This window comes from Balneolaceae bacterium (assembly GCA_034521445.1).
GTDB lineage: Bacteria > Bacteroidota > Rhodothermia > Balneolales > Balneolaceae > JAXHMM01.
Genome location: JAXHMM010000011.1, coordinates 77,530 through 98,639, shown reverse-complemented (window position 1 = coordinate 98,639; position 21,110 = coordinate 77,530). Strand labels below are relative to the sequence as shown.

General features: G+C 55.3%; 12 protein-coding genes. 3 read left to right on the top strand and 9 right to left on the bottom strand.

The window, feature by feature from the left end:
- Window positions 1–374: 374 nt before the first annotated feature.
- The 5 genes from U5K31_12175 to U5K31_12155 all read right to left on the bottom strand — a co-directional run bounded on the left by U5K31_12175 (window position 375) and on the right by U5K31_12155 (window position 3,407).
- Window positions 375–1,013: a hypothetical protein gene (locus U5K31_12175; protein MDZ7773479.1), complete on the bottom strand. Its 639-nt coding sequence runs from the start codon at window positions 1,011–1,013 to the stop codon at window positions 375–377.
- A 195-nt stretch (window positions 1,014–1,208) separates the two neighbouring features.
- The gene (locus U5K31_12170) at window positions 1,209–1,601 is read right to left on the bottom strand and encodes a hypothetical protein (protein ID MDZ7773478.1); all 393 of its coding nucleotides are present in this window, start codon (window positions 1,599–1,601) and stop codon (window positions 1,209–1,211) included.
- A 187-nt stretch (window positions 1,602–1,788) separates the two neighbouring features.
- Window positions 1,789–2,136: a sigma-70 family RNA polymerase sigma factor gene (locus U5K31_12165; GenBank protein ID MDZ7773477.1), complete on the bottom strand. Its 348-nt coding sequence runs from the start codon at window positions 2,134–2,136 to the stop codon at window positions 1,789–1,791.
- Between the two features lie 36 nt (window positions 2,137–2,172).
- Complete coding sequence (locus U5K31_12160) at window positions 2,173–2,505, bottom strand: DUF6249 domain-containing protein (protein ID MDZ7773476.1); 333 nt, start codon at window positions 2,503–2,505, stop codon at window positions 2,173–2,175.
- 737 nt (window positions 2,506–3,242) lie between these two features.
- A complete protein-coding gene (locus U5K31_12155) occupies window positions 3,243–3,407 on the bottom strand; it encodes a hypothetical protein (GenBank protein ID MDZ7773475.1) in 165 nt (54 codons plus the stop codon).
- Window positions 3,408–6,018: 2,611 nt separating this feature from the next.
- Between U5K31_12155 and guaB the strand changes: the two genes are divergently transcribed.
- Both guaB and U5K31_12145 read left to right on the top strand, forming a co-directional pair.
- A complete protein-coding gene (gene guaB, locus U5K31_12150) occupies window positions 6,019–7,497 on the top strand; it encodes an IMP dehydrogenase (GenBank protein ID MDZ7773474.1) in 1,479 nt (492 codons plus the stop codon).
- A 137-nt stretch (window positions 7,498–7,634) separates the two neighbouring features.
- Window positions 7,635–8,327 (top strand): hypothetical protein, encoded by a 693-nt coding sequence (locus U5K31_12145; protein ID MDZ7773473.1) that lies wholly within the window; start codon window positions 7,635–7,637, stop codon window positions 8,325–8,327.
- A gap of 42 nt (window positions 8,328–8,369) precedes the next feature.
- Here U5K31_12145 and U5K31_12140 read toward each other — a convergent pair whose 3' ends face one another.
- Together U5K31_12140 and U5K31_12135 are read right to left on the bottom strand one after the other, a co-directional pair.
- The gene (locus tag U5K31_12140) at window positions 8,370–9,452 is read right to left on the bottom strand and encodes an LptF/LptG family permease (protein MDZ7773472.1); all 1,083 of its coding nucleotides are present in this window, start codon (window positions 9,450–9,452) and stop codon (window positions 8,370–8,372) included.
- Window positions 9,445–11,109, bottom strand: a complete 1,665-nt coding sequence (locus U5K31_12135; protein MDZ7773471.1) for an LptF/LptG family permease — start codon at window positions 11,107–11,109, stop codon at window positions 9,445–9,447. Before U5K31_12135 ends, U5K31_12140 begins: the two co-directional genes overlap by 8 nt.
- 252 nt (window positions 11,110–11,361) lie before the next feature.
- On the opposite strand from U5K31_12135, the gene sprA reads away from it, so the two are divergent.
- Window positions 11,362–18,534 carry a cell surface protein SprA gene (gene sprA, locus U5K31_12130; protein ID MDZ7773470.1) on the top strand — a complete coding sequence of 2,391 codons (7,173 nt, stop codon included), beginning with the start codon at window positions 11,362–11,364 and terminating at the stop codon, window positions 18,532–18,534.
- Between the two features lie 46 nt (window positions 18,535–18,580).
- On the opposite strand, the gene lnt is transcribed toward sprA, so the two are convergent.
- Together lnt and rsmI are read right to left on the bottom strand one after the other, a co-directional pair.
- Window positions 18,581–20,209: an apolipoprotein N-acyltransferase gene (gene lnt, locus U5K31_12125; protein MDZ7773469.1), complete on the bottom strand. Its 1,629-nt coding sequence runs from the start codon at window positions 20,207–20,209 to the stop codon at window positions 18,581–18,583.
- Window positions 20,206–20,889, bottom strand: coding sequence for a 16S rRNA (cytidine(1402)-2'-O)-methyltransferase (rsmI, locus tag U5K31_12120; protein MDZ7773468.1), 684 nt, complete (start codon window positions 20,887–20,889; stop codon window positions 20,206–20,208). The genes lnt and rsmI overlap by 4 nt, the downstream gene beginning before the upstream one ends.
- Between the last annotated feature and the right edge of the window lie 221 nt (window positions 20,890–21,110).

The following is a 21,110-nucleotide window of genomic DNA, read 5'->3' as shown; positions in this document are numbered from 1 at the left end:
GATGTTCTGCCCAATTAAGGGTACAATTTCGTGGTGTTGCTCGACTAGGTCAAGCAGACGATGTGCTTGGTTAGTACCATCATTTTCTGAATCTATGAAATACACATCTCCGGTTGAGAAGTATGTGGTTATTAAATCTGATGAGTGTGTGAGAAATATGAATTGATTTGTACTGATCGCCGAGACTTTTCAGGGACTCGACTAATTGAAACGTAAGGGTCGGGTGGAGGTGAAGCTCTGGCTCATCGACAATCACAATTGAATGGCGTATGTCTTTTCTGGCGACATCGAATAGAACCTTAATGATCTCCTTCTCTCCAGAGCTCAACGTCTGGAAATTAAGCTCTTGTCCAGATGAATCTGAGTATCGAAAATCACGAGGGGCTCTTTGGGTCTATGTCCAGTAGTTCCTTTCCAGGTAGTGCTTCCCGAAATATTTTCTTGTACTTGTCAAGTGGATTTGGATGAAGTGCAATCACCTCTTCACCAGTCTTTGAAGGATCAGATATTACGGCATCAGATATTTTCTTCCCGCGAGCTGCTGTTTTTTGGTGGATGTAGTTGACGAAATCTTGCCACCTTGTACGGAATGCCGAAAAGTAAAAATTCGACGCTGTCTCCTGATCGTCCGGATCTCCCCCTAGCCAGTTCACAGCAGAATAGTTCACATTCTCAACACTCCTATTAGAATCTATCTGAACGAGTGAACCGACATAACGCCCTCGGCCAAAGCTCCGACTCCTGAAATAGTTTTTCAACTTATCATTATTCACCCCTTTAGTGACACTAATCTCGTGAGATCCAAAGTATTTCTCTTCCTCTTCATCAGGTCGGGTAGCTTCTATAGTCATATCCATAACTGGCTTCCCTTGTATTGTCTGAACGATAGCCTCCTTCAGTCTCGTTTTTCCGGATCCATTAGCACCCGCAATAATTATGGTGCTTCCCAAGTTTTCGATTTTGAACTTACCAATGGGAGGATAGTCCGTCAGGTCTATTGATTTAATTCTCATAGTTTATACTTTCGAGTCGTTTCAAGTGGCCACTTAACGACATTGCGCATAAGGGGTGTGCAGACTAACGTCAATTTAATAACAAAATGTACTACAGAAATTGAGGATGTAAAAATTGGCAAGGAAGGGCGAGGTACGTCCCCCTTAATGTGCGGGTTATAGGGCCATGCGTTGCTGTTACTTAATATTCAAGTTTTAACTTTTATTATTCAAAAATGGAATTTTCAATGACTTAATATTGAATAATTCTTCAGGCCATATTTCCATAGAAAATCGTATTAATAAGTCCAAGCTAAGTATCACAAATACTGAGAATACTATTTGGAATATGAGTTCTATCATTCCTGAACTTATTCCCAAGCCTTCCATTCTTAGCTGAAATAGCTGTATGGTCAAAACAATTCCCAAAATAGTTCCCGCAAAGAATGATAACCACGATACTTTTAGATGGCGTGATAAAGATTTTTTATGCTCTTCTTGCTTTTTTATCTGTAATATTACCTCATCTCCAAAGTCTGGGAATGGCATTTCCAGTTTGCTTTGGGACATCAACTCTTTGAAAGATGGATCTTTGTCTGATTGCTTCATTAGTACAATTCTTCTTTATCAATATTATAGATTTCACCAAGAAGCGTTTTTACCTTATTTCTGGCACGATACAAAATGACTTTCGTATTAGAAATAGACCAACCCGTAATTTCTTTGATTTCCTTGATGCTATAATCCTGAAGATAAAACAACCGCAAGGCCAGGCTATACTTTGCAGGAATTTGTTTTAAAGCTTCATTGATGTAATAACGCTGGTTATCTTTTTCAATTTTTTCAGAAGATAAATTGATGGTGGATCGGTTGGTTGTTTCAAGATTCCCTCTGCAATCTTCGTTTGCCTCTTTTGTTTTCGTAGTTGAATAAAGGCTTCATTGATAACGATTCTTACCAACCAAGTGGAGAATCTTGAATTCCATTTGAACGTATCAAGTTTGGTATAAGCTTTTATAAAAGCATTTTGAGCCACATCTTTTGCGAGAAACTCATCTTTCACTACGGATATAGCAAGCGAATATGCTTCATCTTGATATTGTTTTATGATAAATCGGAATGCATCGGTATCTCCATCAAGCACTTTTTGAATGTATGAGTCACACATTTTCAAAGACTTCTAATTACGATTACCAATAAAATGTGCAGCAATCATTCCGATGCCTCCAAATATTAACATGCCCAGCAGGGGCTCACCGCCTCCTTTTACTATCGTATCTTGCAAGATTACTCCGATTAACAAACCGATAGAACCTATTGTTAAGACACATCCTATTTTCAGCCACGGAAAATTGAAATTTAATATCCCTCTTTCTGGTAATTCTGAAAGATCAACACCTTTTTCGATGAGTAACTGGCGTTCTTCTTGCTTCGATTTATGAATAAAAAACCAGGTTAGAAAGATGGCTGTAATAAAAGCGATGGCCAGAATAGTGAGTAAAATTAATTCCATAAGAGAATCTTTTGAGTGAGTATTCTTATTGTACACTCTTTAGATGCAAGACATAAAGAAAAAGTTACAACAAAAACTAACTACAAGTTATGAAATCGGTAAGATCCTATAATGTGGTAGCGCGTAACCGGCCCGGCCGTTGGACCATTGAGCCGTGATTGAAATTCGAATCTGGTAGAATCTACCCGGAAAAGCAAGGGCTGGTGCGGTTAATGCGCCTTGTTTCGCACGGGCAGAGATGAAGGGGTACCGGCCTACAGCAGAACATAAGGGGAGGTCTCAATATTCACCCAAGAAGAGGTCCCTGCCCAACGGCGGCCGGTAAGGACCTGGATGGGCAATCCCCAAATAGTGGCTGCAGACCCTGTTTATGCATCGATGAAATTAACGGGCACTTGCCGGGCAACGGCTCGGGCACCAGGGCACCAACTGGACCCAGACCGGTGGGGAGTCTAATTGTCGTGGCTGGTATTTATCCTTGAATCTCACAGACAAAAGCACGGGTGCAGATTCGGCTCTACGTAATAGTCGCTCATTCACCAGCACTTGGGTGGTACATTTTTAGTGAGAACAGGTGGTACACTATTGCTGATAGGTAACACTACCTTCATCTAATGATGAGTTCTCGGCAGGAGAGGGAGGCACTCCACAGGAACCGTTTACCACGCAGGAGGGACGCCTGGATGGATACGCCTAAAACCACCCCGACTGTCAGATGAAATCTTAGCTAATACAGTTTAAGCAGATTCTTCTTCAACTTCTACCAACTCGGCTAATTTAAAGGCAATATCCACCAATGATTCTTCCAATGTACTCAGACCGCTTCTTGAGCCGAGTAAAGGGCTAACTTCACGAAGTTCTTCGAATGTTGTTTTATGAACAATAGGAACAAGTACGATCACGTGCTTAAAAGTGCCGAAAGTTCCTTATCAGCAATACCTTCCTTTTTTACTGGATTCAGAAAAGATGGCGTAACCAGTACTATGCCAACACGCGAATTAGCCAAGCCTTTGTCGATTTCTTCGAAGTAATGACGAACCTAGCAAAACATCCTTTTCGCTAAACCATACTGATACTCCATTGGAATCAAGTAAATCGTGTAATTCCTTCGCAGCATCTTTTCGGTCATCCCATGCGTGACAAAGAAAAACGTCGCGAAGGTCAGGTATAGTTGAGCGTTTTTCAATATTTTCACGAATAGGTGTTAATGTCCGAATCTCGGCTGGTGTATAATAGATATTTGAACTAGGGCTAGACCATTTTGGTTTTCCATTTCTTGTGTTCCCACCCCCATAATTTCTACTTCCAGCCCCTGTGCTTCTAGAGCTACTACTATATGAAGAATAATGTGAGTGAGAATTGTACCTGCGATAGCGTCCTCCACAGGCTGGACAGGCTGCCGCCGCACTAGCTGTTCGATGCCCTCTTACAGGCGCTGTACATCTTGCCATATTTCAAATGTCGATTTATTAAGATCGTTCTGTTCAAGTGCTAGGGAATTAAACATAACATTGGCATAAAAACTAATGCTATTCATGTTAATACTAAAAATATGAGGGGATATAAGGGGCAGCCCGTGCGGGCAGCCTCACAAACCTGCTGGCCCCAGCCGATAAGCCCGTACGCCTAAGAGGGGTATTAAAACCCGTGCGCGGGATTGGGACATCGGTTCGCTGGCCGGCGGAAGATTCTGGCACGGCCGCATTTTTTTAATGCGGCAGTCTTTGCCCATTGACAAAGACCCAGCCCGTAAAGGGGTCCGGATACCAGCAGGTAATCCGAACTTGATCAACGGAACCGGATGCCAGCAATAGGTTCGAGAACAAGATTAATGAAATGAAGTGAACTTATACCGTAGTTGAGTACTAGCTGCTCGACAAATTCCTTTATAAAGGGGTTAGGTATTTTTTCTTATGTTTCGGTGAGAAGAATTGGCTAATTATTTAATGGATTTTAAAATTGCAGTACCCACATATCTATCATATAAGAAGATTAGCGATTTCTTTGATGAGTTAAGAACTTTTAAGGGCAAGGTGAAAAAATATGACAGGTTGATTTTTGACTTTCTCTAATTTGCAAATATATAACACCTGCAGGTGCTTTAGTTGTTTCAAGTTTTTCAGATTTATTAAGGGAACAAAATAATGATTTAAAAATCATAATTCGATACAAAGAAAAAGAATAAGCTAACGAAGTTTTTACAGATATTTGGTTTACTAAACGTAGAGGAACTGTATGAAGATGAGTATGTGAAGAACTTAACTGATTATACAGTAAAATTAAAACAAAGATGTGATACTCTATGATGAATGCTTGGCGGTGCAGCAAGAAATAATGAGGCAAGTCAAAGACAGAACTGACTCTACAGAATCAGCTTTTGCAGCTATAGATTATATGATAACTGTAGATATGGGATAATGCCGGTACCCATGGCTATAAATGTTATTATTCAGATTCTTATCCAAAACCAGTTTATTTAACAGCATTCTCATATAAAACTGGAGTGGAGGTAGCAATACTGAGATCTTGGACAAGGGATTCATGAAAGACTAAGAAGAAAAAAAAGATAAATATGCAGGCTTAGGAGCAAAAGAAGCTTTAAAAATAGCAATCCAAGACGAGGTTACAGGGCACCCCAAATATACAGTCCAGGATTCGGACTTTTTAGTGCTAGAACTTACTAAATCAAACAACGGAGAAATTGCTATATGGAGTTCAGGCAGAAGTATAGAAATTAATGAAAATGGTTATAAGTACCCTCGGGCGAGGTAGTTTTTATGACGGGGACTTTAGTCAATTTTAAAATTAATGCAAGTGTTGAACTACCTTTTAATGATATTATAAGTTCAACAAGTGTTGAAAGTTATTTAGAAGACCATCAAATAGTTTAATTATGCGGATTGAATTAAAAGAACATGGCAAAAATTTACGGCCACGGGCACTTGGTGCAAAATTAAAAAGATAATATATTGGAAAAAATAAATGAAAGTGATGAGGAGATTATATTTGAATTTGATGGTCTAACAAAACTTATCGACTGGATTTTCAAAAGAATTGTTTGGAGAACTTTATATTGAATTGGAGGGGTGGATTCAAACAGAAAATTTCATTCCACTTTAACAAAGAACAGGACAGGTCAATTTTTTTACAATCAATTAATAGGGGAATAAAAGCCGCTATTGAAAATAAAAATACCTAACCTAGTCTTACATCAAGTAACGTAGTCGATAATGGTTTATCAAGCAACTGGAGTGCCTGTCAGTTAGCGATAGGGTACGTGAGCACACCGATTTGGAGGCATAATATCTTGATATAATATTTTGACATAACTACCGGAGTTTATTCATATGAATTGTCCAGCGATCACGTAAACCGGTCCTGCTATCCGCATATCTTAACCCACAATTGGCGAAGAGCTCCGACAACCGAATATTTAGCAAATCCCGTTAAGCACCTCCCCCGCAAATTTTTTATCTTAGCTCAAATGGGAACCTGACCTTTTTGAGCTACGCAATGAACAACTCCTCTCCCTTCGATCGCATTACCCGGCAGGGCCTCACCTACGACGACGTTCTGCTCGTGCCGGCCTACTCGGAAACCCTTCCTCGCAACGTGGATACCAGCGTGGACCTGGCGCCCAACCTGCGGCTGAACATTCCGGTCATCAGCGCGGCCATGGATACCGTCTCGGAGTATCGCCTGGCCATCGCGCTGGCGCGGGAGGGGGGCATCGCCATGCTCCACAAGAACATGAGCATCGAAAGCCAGGCGGAGCAGGTGCGCCTGGTGAAGCGGAGCGAGAGCGGCATGATCGTCGATCCCATTACCCTCCCAAAGGATTCCACGGTCAAGGAGGCCCGCTCCCTGATGAAAAAGCACAAGATCGGCGGGATCCCCATCGTCAAGTCCGACAATACGCTCATCGGCATCGTGACCAACCGGGACCTGCGTTTTGAGCGGTACGTGGACAAGAAACTGAGTTCCATCATGACCTCCGAAAACCTGGTGACCGCGCGGGAGGGCACCACCCTGGAGGAGGCGGAGAAGGTCCTGCAGGAACACAAGGTGGAGAAGCTGCCCATCGTGGACGACAGCCACAGGCTGGTGGGGCTGATCACCTTCAAGGACATCGAGAAGAAGATGAATTTCCCCAACGCCTGCAAGGACGACATGGGTCGCCTGCGGGTGGGCGCTGCGGTGGGCGTGACGCCTGACACGCACGACCGTGTGGACGCCCTGGTGGATTCCGGGGTGGATGTGATCACCATCGACACCGCGCACGGTCACTCCAGCGGGGTGCTGGACATGGTGCGATCGGTGAAGGAGCGCCATCCCGACCTGAATCTTATCGCGGGCAACGTGGCCACGCGTGGCGGCGCGGAAGCGCTGGACGAGGCGGGCGCGGACATCGTGAAGGTGGGCGTGGGACCCGGTTCCATCTGTACCACGCGCGTGGTGACGGGCGTGGGCGTGCCCCAGCTCAGCGCCGTGATGGAAGTGGCGGAGTACTGCCACGCCAACGGTATCGGACTGATTGCGGACGGCGGCATCAAGCAGACGGGGGACATCCCCAAGGCCATCGCCGGCGGGGCGCACGCGGTGATGATGGGATCGATGTTTGCCGGGGTGGACGAGGCGCCGGGCGAGACCATCATCTACGAATCGCGCAAGTACAAGTCCTACCGCGGCATGGGCAGCCTGGGCGCCATGGAGGAGGGGTCCAAGGACCGCTACTTCCAGGACGTGGAGGACGACATCAAGAAGCTGGTGCCCGAGGGCATCGAGGGACGCGTCCCCTACAAGGGCCACCTGGGCGAGGTGGTCTACCAGATGATCGGCGGGCTGCAGGCCGCCATGGGCTACTGCGGCGCCGCCGATATCGCCGCACTGCAGCAGGCGGAATTCGTGCAGATCTCGGCCGCGGCCTACAAGGAGAGTCATCCCCACTCGGTGCAGATCACCAAGGAGAGCCCCAACTACTCGGTGAGCTGACGCTTTTTGGGTCGTTCGGTTGACCTCAGCCGTTCTTTTCCGGGGCGCCGATTGAGACCGCATTTGCATTTCCGGGCCGCTATTGCTCTATATTAGGTAATTAATTTTCTCGGTTTAACCCCAAGAGAGCCCTTTTCATGCCTTTGACCCAACACGCGCGTCGCATACCCACCGCAATGCTGGTATTGATCCTTTCGGCCGGACTGCTGGCGACGGCCTGCAGCGACAACCCGGCGGGCAACGACGATTCTGACGACGGGGGACCGCCTTCGGGTCCTCTCACGGTTGAAGGGTCGGTCAACAACCCCAGCGACAGCGAGCAGGAGCTCTACCAGAAGGAGGACTTTGTGGACCTGATCGAGGGCTCCATCCAGGCCGACGGCAGTTTTTCGGCGGAATTCCTGGGCGAGAGTGCCATCGAGGATGCCTTGAAACCCCTGGGGGATGACTCCTCGGACGATTTTGTGGGCATGTACTGCCGCGACGAGGCGGCCCAGGCCCTTGACGGCTCGCCGCAGTTTGTGGATGTGAACCTGTTCAACTTTACCTACGGGGAGGACACCAACGTCATGCAGATCGCCCTGTCCTCGGGTTCGCCCAACGGGAATGTTTATCCTCCCCAGAGCGACACGGACGGGGACCACCAGGCGCGGTGGATCTACGCCAGCGAGGACGTGAGCGTGGATGTGACGTGTTCGTCTGCCGCGGTGGACGTGGAGCTGAATCAGGGCTGGAACGAGGTCTACTTCGACGTGAGCGACCGTGACAACAAGATGCAGTATACCGGCGACCGACCCGGGCAACTCGACTGGGTTTCCGAAGAGTTTTAGTGCGGCGAAATAGGAGGGAGGCGGCTTGGCATTGGAGCTGCCTTATTTTCGTGCGCTGATCAGCAGTCCCATCCCCACCACAAAGAAGCTCAGGTGCGGCAATAAAGCCGCGATGGCCGGGTCCACCGCTCCCTTGCTGCCTACCGGTTCCATGATCTTCATGAACACCAGGTAGATGATGGCGATGGCCAGCCCGGCCGCGATGTACATGGCCTTTCCGCCTTTCCTGCGAACAGCCGCGATGGAGAAGCCCACGATGGTGATCACGATCACCGAGAGGGGATAGGCCAGCCTCCCGTAGTACTGGATCTTGGGCAGGCCTACGCTGCCGGCCCCGCTGCGCTCAATGGAGGCGATGTAGTTCTGCGCCTCGGGGTAGGTGAGCTGGTAGATGTCTGAGGTGGTCCGCGTGATGTCTCGCGGCAGAATATTGAGCGTGGTGTCGGCCGAGTCAGTCTGGAAATCGGTGAAGCCCGTAGAGTCGAAGACCCGCTTTTGGATATTGTACATCACCCACTGTTCCCGGCCTTCCGCCCAGCGCATGCGGTCGATAGTGGTGAGGGACTGCAGGGAGTCGCCCGCGTAGTTGACCACCTCGATGGTATAGCCCACCTGTTCGTTGGCATTAAAGTAATTGATCCGGTAGAGGGCGTTTTCGGATTCCTGCCGGTAGATCTGGTTGCGGTCCACCCGCTGCGACTTGTCGGTAAGGTAGCGGCTCTCGAAGGCGATGCGCTTGGCGTTGGCGTCGGGGATCACCCAGCCGTCCAGGTAGAACATGGCGCCGGCCACCAGGAAGGCGAAGACCAGGTAGGGGGCCAGCAGGCGGTAGAGGCTCACCCCGGCGGCCTTGAGGGCGATGATCTCCAGCCGCTCGGAGAGCTGTCCGGTGAGGTAGAGTACGGCCACAAAGACGGCCATGGGCATGACCAGGCGGAACATTTCGGGGATGTAGTTCAGGTAGTAGGTCCCGAAGATCTGTCCCATGGTGGCGCCGCGGTCGGTGAACTCGTCGCTGTGCTCGGAAAAGTCGAAGATGATGAACACGAAGATGAGCACGCCCAGCACGAAAAGGGTGATACCCGTCAGGCGCCCGAAGATATGGCGGTCGAACTTCTTAATCATCGGAGGACCTCTCGTCGGGTGGAGGGGGCGAGCTTGATCCGGCGGGTCCCGGCAGCAGTTTCCAGAACGACTCCATGAGTCCCGCCGGCAGCAGGTCGCCCGCCGGCACACGGTAGCGCTCGGGCACCATCCGCGAGAGCCGGAAGGAGGTGCTGACCCGCAGCGTCAGGTAGAGCCCGATGGTGCCCAGCACGATGTTGCCGAACCACATGCCCCAGAAGGGAGATATGAACAGCCGGTCGGCCAGTTTCTCGCCCTGGATTATCGAGATCCAGTAGAAGGTGAGAAACACCGTCCCGATGAGGGCGGCGTAGCCCAGGTTGCCCTTGCGCGAGTACATGCCCACGGGCGCTCCCAGCAGCACAAAGATGATGCAGGCCACCGGGATGGAGAGTTTCTTGTGGATCTCCACCAGGTAGCGCGCCACGCGTGTTTTGCGCCAGTCGGTGTTCACGATGACGTTGTCGTAGGTGCCCTTGTAGTCGCGCAGCGCGTTCAGGGCCATGTCCCGCAGGTTGCGCTGGGAGGTGGCGTTGTCCAGCTCGTTGAGCACCAGGTAGGAGCTCTGCACCGGGGGGGGCTGCTCGGAGGCCTCCAGGTTTACTTCCAGCAGCCGGGGCCTGTCCGCGGCAGATTCTGAACCGGAGTCTCCCTGCCGGGTAGTCGGGCCGCGAATATCGAACCCGGTGTCGGAAGGGTCGTTCGAAGCACGGTCCAATTCAGCGGGTTCTCCTGATTCAGCCGGTTCCTGTGGTTCGGCGGAAGTGAAGGGGGTATGTTGCCAGAGACGCTCCTTTTCCTGGGCGATGTCGTCCCGCAGGGAGTCGACCACCATGCGCATCGATTGCATATTCATGGTACGCTCATGGCGCGCCTGGTCATCTGGGTTGGAGCGTGAAAACGCCAGCGCCGACAGGTCGAAGCTGATCCTGTACCGGTGAAAGTTGGTCTTCTCCAGCACTTCCTGCGGCTCGCCATCGTCAATCCGCGTCAAATATCGCAGGACGTGGCCGTCGCGAAGCATGAGCGTGGCCGTTTGGCTGTCAGGATTGCTTTGCAGTTGTCCCTTTTGGGCCCGTATGATGGCCTTGTTCTTCCTTCGGGTCTGTTCCTGGTACAAGGTGATATTATAGAGGGAGTCTTCCTGCGACTCGATCTCGTCTACCAGAAAGGTATACCCCTCGACGCCCTCGTAGAACTGGTCTTCCTCCAGCTCGAAGGAGGGCTGTTTCATCTGGATGTCGATGAATAGCGTCTTGGCCTTCTGGTTGGCGTCGGGCAGCAAGCCGTTGCCGAACCAGACCAGGAACCCGCAGAGCAGCACGGAGGCGGCCAGCACGGGCACCATGACCCGGAAGGGGTTTACGCCGGCTGCGCGCAGGGCGGTGAGCTCGTTGTGCTCGGTAAGTTTTCCGAACGCCATCAGGCAGGCCACCAGGGTGGCCATGGGTGAGGCGAGCACCACCATGTACGCCAGGTTGGTCAGGATGAGCTCTACGACGACCCCCAGCGGCAATCCCTTGCCGATCAGATCGTTGATATACAGTACCAGGAACTGCATCAGCAGCAGGAACATCAGCGTAAAGAAACAGAACAGGAAGGGTCCGATGTGGCTCCGGAGGACGTCCCGCTGCAGTTTGTTGGGTATGAGTCTCATAGGTAATGCTTGCGTAGGGGCTAAATTAGGCCACTGCGCCTATATAACAAAACGTGGCCCCCTTTCAACAGTAAGTTTTTAGCGTTATACTGGCAGTTCCGGGGAAAATAGCCCCCCATTCGGCCCAAACGGCGCCGGAGGCTATCTGGGTTCAGCATAAACACTCATTTCGCACTACAGGAGCTGCGTATCGAACACTGCTACGACCTGATTCTCTGTTATAGCAACGCCTAACGTAAGAAAAACGGTTTCGTGCAGCTCAACGTACCCGCTTACTACTCCTGGGTAATCGGCGTCTGCCTCTTTCTGCTGGCCTCCCTCGAGGCGCAGGCGCAGGAGGACAGCACGGCGGTGGCCGACACATCGCAGGCTGACTCCGTGCAGGCCGCGGTCGGCCTCTCGGGTCCCGCGCTCCCTCTTTTCGCGCTCCCCTGGCAGTATGCTGCGGGCGACACCACCGACTGGCGCCTTCCGGACTTCCCGGAGCCCTGGTTCCTGGCGCGTCCCTTTCCCGTCTGGCCGCCCGCGCTCTGGTACGTCAGGCTGCCGGGGGAGGAGACCCGCATCACGCGCGATTCGCTCGGCTACTATTCCAGCCGCCGATGGCTGGGCGAACTGGCTCTGAGCGATCCCTACCGGATGACCTTCGACGAGTTTGAGATGCGTTCCTTCGAGGAGGCCAAACGGAGCAACTGGCAGGAGCTGATCGCCGCCTACACCGAGCAGACGCAGGAGGGCGGGGGACTCCTGGATTTCCAGTTTGACCTGCCGGCAGGCGAGCAATCGGCTTTCTCCACCATCTTCGGGCGGCCGACGGTAGACCTGAGCATCAACGGGACGGCCAACCTGAACGTGGGCGCCTCCATTTCCACCACGGAGAACCCCGAAGTTCCCCCCGACCAGCAGACGCAGGTGGATCCCACCTTTGAGCAGGATCTGCAGCTCAATATCCAGGGGACCATAGGCGACAAGCTCACCATTGCGACGGACTGGGACACCGAGCGGCCCTTCGATTTCATGAACCGCCTGTCGATACGCTACCAGGGCTACGAGGATGAGATCCTGCAGTCCATCGAGATGGGGAACGTCTCCATGGAAACGGGCAATTCCCTCATGCGGGGCGGCAGCGCGCTTTTCGGGGTCAAATCCACCGCCCAGCTGGGTGCCCTGCGCCTCACCAGCGTGCTCTCCCAGCAGGAAGGGCAGGGGCGCACGGAGACCATCACCGGCGGTGCCCAGGAGCAGGAGATCTCCATCCGGCCGGCCAACTACGAAAACGACACCCACTTTTTCATCGACTTTTTCCCGCGGCAGCAGTTCGAGCAGAACATGTCCGATCCCCAGCAATTGGGACAGGCCCTTCAGCTTTCCGAAATCAACGTCTGGATGCTGCGCCAGTCGAGCCAGGCCAGCGAGGGCGAGCGCCAGGCCATCGCTATGGTGGACCTGGGCGTGCGGCAGGGTCCGGACGGGAGCTACCTGCCGCCGGACGAGGCGCGGGACGCCTTCCCGGAGTCGCTGCTCAACCCGTACCGGAATCCTTCCACGGGGGTCTCGGCGGCGGATTTCGGGGTGGACCCGGACGAGTTTACCGAGGGTTATTTCATTCCCCTGCAGGAGGGCACCGACTACGAGGTGCACCGCTCGCTGGGCTTCATCTCGGTCAACCGCAGCCTCAACTCCCGGCAGGCCGTGGCGGTGTCCTTCAAGTATGTGGACCCGCAGACGGGTCAGACGGTGAGCGTGGGTGACGTCAGCCAGGGGGGCAGCAGCCGCCTGTTTCTGAAACTTGTCCGTCCCCAGAACGTGACCACCTCCAACGCGGCGTGGGACCTGATGCTCAAGAATGTCTACTCCACGGGCGTGCAGAACCTGACGGCCGACGGACTGGAGCTTGACATCAAGTTCACCGAGCAGAACGTGCCCAGCAGCTCCCTGCCCGGGCGCAGCTCCATCCTGCTGCAGGACCTGGGACTGGACCGCGTGGACCGGCAGGGCGCCACGGCCCCGGACAACCAGGTGGATTTCAGCACGGGCACCCTCAACCCGGTGGAGGGCACTGTCATCTTTCCCTACCTGGAGCCCTTCGGTTCGCGCATCGCCGAACTGCTGCAGGAGAGCGGACAGCCGCCCGACCGGGTGAGCGACCTCGCCTTCACCGAGCTCTACGAGGAGAAAAAGGTGAACGCCGAGCAGGTCTCCAAGAACAGCTTCTACCGCATCGAGGGGCAGGCCAAGGGGAGCGTGTCCGACTCCTACTCCCTGGGTATCTCCCTGGTGGAGGGTTCCGTGGAGGTCTACGCCAACGGCACCCGCCTGCAGGAGGGCACCGACTACGTGGTGGACTACTCCATCGGCTCGATCACCATCCTCAACGACCGTTACCTGCAACGGGGACAGGAAATCCGCATCGAGTACGAGAACAACCAGTTCGCCCAGATTGAGCAGAAGGGCTTCACGGGACTGCGGGCCGAATATACCCTGGCACCGGGCGTGAGCATCGGCGGCACCTACCTCAAACTCAAGGAGAAGCCGCTGCAGGACAAGATCCGCATCGGCAACGAGCCGGTGAACAATACGGCCATAGGCTTTGACGCCACCGCTCAGGGAGAGCTGCCGTGGCTCACCCGCGCCCTCGACCAGGTGCCCCTGCTGCAGACCACCGCCACCTCGAGCATCAGCCTGAGCGGGGAGTTTGCGCAGCTCCGCCCCGACGTCTCCCAGACCAACGCGGTGGAGGACGCCATCCGCAACAACCGGCTCTTCGAGGACGAGGAGAACGGGCTGGTTTTTATCGATGATTTCGAGGGGGCCGATATAGGGCTCTCCTTCATGAATCCCTCGCGCTGGAGCCTGGCTGCCGCTCCCGCCGCCGTGCCGGGTTACCGGCCGGACCAGCAATTCTTTAACGACACCACCCGGGTGAATCCTTCCACCAACCTCCCCGACAAGATTGCCCGGTCGGACCTGCGCAGCCAGTTTTCCTGGTACGCCATTCCCCGCAACATCACCGAGATTTTGGAGGGGACCGAGTTTACCCCCGAGTCAAAACCTGTGGCGGTGACCGACGTCTTCCCCAACCGGGACGTGCTGAGCGAGGAGAATTTTATCACCACGCTCGACATCCACTACGATCCCACCCACAGAGGTTCCTATAATTACAACGAAAACCTGCATCAGCTGCTGCAGGCCCAGCCGGATCGAACCTGGGGCGGGATGGTGACCACCCTTCCCAGCGGACAGGAAGACCTTACCCAGAACAACATCGAGTTCCTGGAATTCTGGGTGCAGCCGGTGCTGCCCGGCGCCGAGTTGCCCACCTCCCAGGATTTGGAAGATTACGAAGGCAAGATCTACATCGACATCGGCACGGTATCGGAGGACGTCGTGCCCAATTTCAAGACCAACTCCGAGGACGGGTTGGCGCAGCGGCCCGACGACCTGCAGCCCGACAACCTGGGGGGACAGACCCGCTCGTACATTCCGAGTCCGCCGCCGCCCCCCGAGGGACAGTTTTCCAACGAGCTGCGGGCGTTGGAGGACGTGGGACTGGACGGCATGCCCAACCGCGAGGGTTTTGACGGTATCAACGAGCAGGCCGTCTTCGCCACCTTTCTGGAGTCGGTGCGCCAGGCCTGGGGCACCGAGAGTCCCGAGTTCCAGCAGGCGCTGGAGGATCCCTCCAACGACGACTACGTCTACTACGGGGAGGAGGAGGTGAGCGGACTTCCGCTGCACGAGCGCTTCCACCGCATGTACGGTTTTCACGACGGCAATACCCCGCCCAACACCGCCGAGAAGCGGGCTGTAACCAACCGCCCCGATTCCGAGGGGCTGATCACCCCCTCCAATGTGGAGCAGAACAACGCCTACTTTCAGTACGAAATCGATTGGAACCCCGCCGATTTCAGCGAGCTGGAGCCGGGCAGTCCGGGCACCTATATCGTTGACGAGATCCCGGCGGAGGACCAGCAGGATCGCTGGTACCAGGTGCGCATTCCCCTGGAGGATTTCATGCGGAGGGTGGGCGACATCGAGAACTTCCAGAACATCTCCTATATCCGCCTCTGGTTCTCCGGTTACGAACAGGCCTTTACCATGCGCTTCGCCACCTTTGAGCTGGTGGGCAGCCAGTGGCGCCCCGCCGAAAATGTGTCGAATGAGCAGCCCAGCACGGCCGATTTCAGCATATCCTCGGTCAACATCGAGGAGAACTCGCGCCGGCGCCCCATTCCCTACCGCCAGCCCGAGGGCGCCATCCGCGCCACCAACCGAAGCCGCCAGCGGCAAACCATTGCCAACGAGCAGTCGCTGGTGCTTCAGGCGCGGGGACTGGGACCGGGCGAGTTGAAGATGGTCAAGCGGGTCTACCCGGGAGGCATGAATATGATCCACTACTCCAACCTGCGCATGTTTGTGCACGGGGAGGGCTACGATTCGCGCGACGAAGCGGAGCTGGTCATGCGCTTTGGAACGGACCTGACCAACAACTACTACGAGTACCGGCAGCCGGTGACCCCCAGCGACGAAGACTACAGGTATGCCCGGAAGCCGCTGGACGAGCTCACCGAGGGCGAGCGCCTGCAGGAGGCCGAGCAGGTCTGGCTCTACGAGGAGAACAGCATGAACCTGGTCATGCGCGCCCTCAACCGGCTCAAGCAGCTGCGTGACCAGCAGCAGATGAACACCGGCGAGATCTTCGAGAGCACCGACATGCTGCCCGACGCGCCCCCGGGTGCGGTGCTTGCCGTCAAGGGGAACCCTTCCCTGGACCGCATCGGTGAGATCGGCATGGGCATACGCAATCCCTACAACCCTCAAAACCCGGAGGCCGGAGGTACGGGCTCCCTGGACGCGGAGTTCTGGCTGAACGAGCTGCGCGTCTCCGGTTTTGACAACAAGCGCGGCTGGGCGGCCAACGCCAAAATGGAGGTGCAGGTGGCCGACTTCGCCCGCTTCAATGCCAACGTGGCGCGGGAGACCGACGGCTTCGGGGCGCTGGACTCCCGGATGGGGCAGCGCCGGGTGTCCGACGTCTGGTCCTACGACCTCAGTTCCACCTTCAGCATCGACAAGTTCCTGCCGGAGCGCTACGGGTGGAACATCCCGCTCAGCCTGGCCACGCGCCGCTCCACCTCCACCCCGCGCTACCTGCCCAACCAGGGCGACGTGCGCCTGTCGGAGTTCAGGGAGGCGGTGAACGCGCGCGATCTGGGCGAAGAACAGAAGCAGCGCCTGATCGACCAGAAAGTGCACGAAATACAGACCTTCAATGAGAGTTACTCGGTGAGTCTCTCCAATGTGGGCAAGCAGGGTTCCAGCAGCAAACTGGCTCGCGCCACCCTCGATAACACCACCCTCAACTACGTCTACAACACCGGTAGCCGGCGCAATCCCGAGTTTCTCTTCAACGACAACTGGAACTACAGCGGGTCGCTGAACTACGGCATTTCCTTCGACCAAACGCAACTTTTCCGGCCCTTCGGGTTCCTGGGAGACGTCCCCCTGCTGCATCCGCTGGCCGGGCTTCGCCTGGGCTACACCCCCGCCTCGGTGAACGCCTCTGCCGGGATCACCCGCGAGTACGAAGAGCGCCGCCGCCGGCTTCAGGACAATGCCTCATCCGGCGTCACACCGCCCCTGCAGCAGTCGCATATCTTCAACTATTCCACCAGTTTCGGTTTCGGCTACAATCTGACGCCCTCCATCAAGACCAGCTTCCAGACGCGCACGGTGTTCGACCTTTCGCGGGCCGGCATCGAGCAGGCGGGTCTGCCGGGCGAGGCCGACAGCACGCGGTTCCGCGTCCGCCCCTCCTTCGACGTGCTGGAGGATCTGGTATTCGACTCCCTGCGCTCGCGCCGCAACGACTACGAAGAGCAGTATACGGCGGCCTGGGATCCGCGCCTGGACCGTATCGAGGCCCTCGAATGGGTCTCCTATTCGGCCAACTACGGGGGAGGCTATCAGTGGGAGAACTCCCCGGTCGGCTCCGGGCTGGGCTCCACGCTGACCAACAACCTGACGCTGGACCAGTCGCTGGATTTCGATATGGAGGAGCTGCTGGCGGGGCGGACCAGGATCCAGAACGTGGAGATCGCGTTTAACATATCCAAGAATGCCATGCAGCGGGGCTATGGCGGAGACTCCCAGATTTTCCATATGTTCCGAAATTCCGGGCAGAACTATTCGCCGCCTTTCTCCTACCGAACCGGCTTCGGCGACCGCATCGGACTGGCTCAGCTCATCGACAACCCTTTCGAGGACCGCAGCATCCAGATTCCTTCCAGCAAGCGCATCGACGACGAGCTGCATGTCGATTCGCGCTGGGAACCCTTCCAAAACTTCACCGTCGATCTCACCTGGAACGTGCAGTGGGACGTCACCTCCTCGCGCAGCATCACGTTGAATCCTGATGAATCCACCTCCATCGTGCAATCCCGAAGCGGCAATGTGAGCTCCAGCGTTTGGAATTTCGGAAGCGGCTACGGGAAATTTTTCCGGAAGCAGCTGCAGACGGCTTTCGACGACCTGGGCGTGCAGGGAGACACCCTCAGCGACGCCGCCGGCAACAGGGACGGGCGGATCGTGATGGGGAGGAAGTCGCTGGAGGAAGATTTCCGGACCGCCTTCCTTTCGGTGGGCTCGTCAGTCGTCGGCAAACAGGATTTCATGCCGCTGCCCCTGCCGGGCTGGCAGGTGACCTGGAGCGGACTGGAAAGGTATATTCCCTACTTCGGGAACTTTATGGCGCGCGCTTCCCTCAGTCACAGCTACAGCGGGAGCTACCGGCTGGGCTGGGAATTCAACGCCGACACGGGCGAGCTGCCGGCCCTGTCGCTGGGGCGGTACGCGGTGACAAACTTCCGCCAGAGCTACGAGCCCAACACCATCAACATCCAGAAGAGTTTTTCGCCCCTGGTTGGACTGAGCATCACCTGGGACTCCAACCTGCGGACCAACTTCCAGTACGAGTACAGCAAGCTGACCAGCCTGTCGCTCAGCAACACCACGGTGATCGAGCGGTTGTCGCGGGGTGTGACGATGTCGTTCGGTTATACCATCCGTGACCTGCGCCTGCCGTTTTTTCCCACCATCCGGAATGCGGTGGACGTGACCATCAACGGCAGCTATATCGAGGACACCGAGCAGAAGTTTCGCCTGGACTCTGACCTGGACAATGCCCTGGTGCAGCCGCCGCAACATATTGACCGGGATGTTCATGCATACGGCTACGCCAGCAGTTTTACCGGGGGACAGTCTCGCATCAACGGTTCGGCGGTAATAGGCTACCAGTTTTCCCAGACCATCCGCGCCAATTTTGAGTACACCTACAGCCGGCTCATCCCCAAAAGCTCGGGAATCTACGCCCGCACCGACCACGACCTGCGCTTCAACGTGGTGGTGAGCATTCAGTCGAATTAGAAGGGGGGGGGGCTCAATTAGCCCCTGAGAGGGTCGGCCGGGTGAATCACTCCCTGAAACGCCGCACGCCCCTCCACACCAGTGACCCGAATCCGCCCAGCAGACAAAGCCAGGGCAGCCAGGGCCCGAAACGGGCGTAGAATGTAAGATCCTCCATGATGGGCACCTCGTAGCGAAAGACATCCTTTTCCCAGTATTCCGTGCGAACGTGCAGCGATCCGTCCGGCCCGATCACGCCCGATATGCCATTATTGGCGCTGCGCACTACGAAGCGGCGAAATTCGATGGCCCGCAGTCGGGCATACGCAAAATGCTGCTCGTGCCCTCCCGTATCCCCCCACCAGCCGTCGTTGGTAATCACGGTAATCAGGCCCGCGCCCCCCTTGACAAAACGGCGGACCCAATTCGGGAATATGGAATCGTAGCAAATAAGTGCGGGCACCTTGGTATTGCCGACCGAGAAGAGCGTAGGTTCCCAGCCCTTGCCATATCCCTGGATGGCTGACCAGCTGACCAGGTCCAGGATGTCCAAGGCGGCAAGCGTACGCGCGAAGGGCATGCGCTCGACGATGGGAACCAGGTTGTGTTTTCGGTATACCCGGATGCTGTCGCCCGGATAGAAAGCCATGGCCGCGTTGTAGGTCAGGTACGGCAGCCCATCCTCGTCATATTCGGGCAAGGGGGGCAGTTCGTCTTGATTGAAGAATTCGTAAAACGTTGCTCCTCCGATAACGGTCAGGTTACGATCCGAAGCGAAATCCTGGATTTCATCCTCCACATAATAGGCCATGGAGTATTCGGATGATACATTGCTGAGGCCCGGATGAATGCCGTTCTCCGGCCATAAAACCAATTCGGTCCCGCCCCGCAGCAGCGAGTCGCTCAGAGCCCGTATGTAGGCGTTGGATTCGATGGGTGAGCCGTGTCCCCCACTGCTTTGATAGGAGTCAAAGTTGGGCTGCACCACGTGGGTTGTGAGGGTGTTCTCCGGACCGTCATCCGGAGTGGGCAGCCCGGCGTTAACGATCAATGAGACGGCGGGAAAGAGCAGGAGCATACCCAGAGCACCCCATTTGAGCGAGGTTTGTCTCAGTGCGGGCGAAGCATCCTGGCTTTTACGCTGGCTGCCGTCGGCAAGCAACCTGTAGGCCAGGGCGGACGTGGCGACCACCCAGAAAGAAATGCCAAGGTAACCGGTGGCGGAGATGTACTGGACCAGCTGGGGCACGTTCGCCCAGGCATTTCCCAGGGAGAGCCAGGGCCAGGCCAGGTCCCAGTTATGGTGCAGGTATTCGAAACTCACCCACCAGCAGGCTTGCAGCAACCCGGTCACCCAGGGGTGATCGAACCAATCCGCCGTCTTTTTCTGCATCATGACCGGCAGGGTCATGACGGCCGCATTCGCCAGTATGGCGGCGGCGCCCGCCGCAACAGATGCCATCAGAAGCCAATAGGTTACGATGGAATTCCATATGATGAATCCCACCCATGTGTATTGGGCTGCCTGCCGTGCGGAATCCGACAGGTCGACGATACGCAGAATGAGAAATATTCCCAGGAAGCTGAGAATAGGAAAGGGGAAGGGGGGGAAACTCAGGCCCAGCAGCACGCCGGCCAGCACGGAGAGGACCCAGGGTTTGTTCCAGATGTTTTGCACTCTTCTTAACAGCGTCATTCGCGGTAGTCCTTGGGGGCTATGATTACGGTGATTTCACCTCGTATTTCGTTGCGCGCGGTGAAGTCGGAGGCGATACGGTGCAGGGGGCCGCGCACAACCTCTTCGAATTTCTTGGTGAGCTCGCGCGCCACGGCCACCATGCGCTCGCCTCCCATGTACGTCTCCAGCTCCTCCAGGAGTTTCAGCAGGCGGCGGGGACTTTCGTAGAGCACCACGGTGCGCTCCTCTTCGGTCAGCTGCCTGAGCTGTTTCTGGCGTCCCTTTTTGGCCGGCAGGAACCCCTCGTAGACGTAGCGGTCGCAGGGGAGTCCGCTGGCCACCAGGGCGGTGGTTGCCGCGTCAGGTCCGGGTATGGCCGAAACGGTATGGCCGGCTTTCCAGGCCTCACGCGCAGGCAGGAATCCCGGGTCGGAGATGCCCGGCATGCCGGCGTCGGAGATCAGCGCCACCTCCCGGTTGGCGTCCAGCAGGTTAAGCAGGTGCGCCAATTTCTGGTGCTCGTTGTGCTGGTGGAAGGCGAAGGTGGGGGTGGAGATGCCGTACCGCTGCAGCAGCACGCCCGAGGTTCGCGTGTCCTCGCAGGCAATCTGCGCCACCGAGGAGAGCACCTCCACGGCCCTCGGGGAGAGATCGTCCAGGTTGCCGATGGGGGTCGCGACCAGGTAAAGGGTACTCACGGGCGGGATACCGTCGGTTAGGGTTTGTGGTCCGGGAATTCAAGCTTTATTTGCACGGTCGGGAAAATAGTAAAATTAGGGAACTATGTAACGGGGAGGCAATGTGCCCCGCCTCCCCGTGCCCAATAAATGAACGTCTGCGCCAAAAATGGTATTATTCCCTGATGAACAGGTCCGGGGCAGGTAGCTGCCCGTTTGGACCATGAAACGTATCAGACCTT